The following is a 490-nucleotide window of genomic DNA, read 5'->3' as shown; positions in this document are numbered from 1 at the left end:
ACACGAATTTTTCCGTGCAAAGCTTCAACGACTACTATTGAAATTGCCAATCCAAGACCAGTTCCACCTTGTTTTCTAGCTCGCGATTTATCAACACGATAAAAGCGGGTGAAAACATTTTCCAAATCTTTATTTGGAATTCCTAATCCGTGATCTTTAATGCTTAAAATTATCGAATCAGCAGTTTCGTCAATACCAATCTCGATATTACCTCCATCAGGAGAATAATTGATTGCATTGTTAATAACATTATCAACAACCTGCATAAATTTATCAGAATCAATTTCAACATAACAGGCTCTCTCTTGATCATAATTCCTAATAATTTTGTAGTGATTATTGGAATGCATTGAATATCCCTGTTTGAACATAACGTCAAAACGATCAATAACATAATTTATAAACTTGGTGAAATTGACAGCTTCGGTTTCCATTTTGGTTCTGCCTTGATCCATACTCGACAATTCAAGCAAATCGTTAATCATGTGAA

Annotated in this window: 1 protein-coding gene; it reads right to left on the bottom strand. The window is 33.9% G+C overall.

The features are described from left to right. Window positions 1-490 (bottom strand): sensor histidine kinase (locus KH893_RS11790; protein ID WP_345803742.1); only part of this gene is annotated, 490 nt, incomplete at both ends.

Origin of the sequence: Liquorilactobacillus sicerae, from assembly GCF_029916425.1 — a bacterium.
GTDB classification, from domain to species: domain Bacteria; phylum Bacillota; class Bacilli; order Lactobacillales; family Lactobacillaceae; genus Liquorilactobacillus; species Liquorilactobacillus sicerae.
This window is presented reverse-complemented; position numbering and strand designations above follow the sequence as displayed.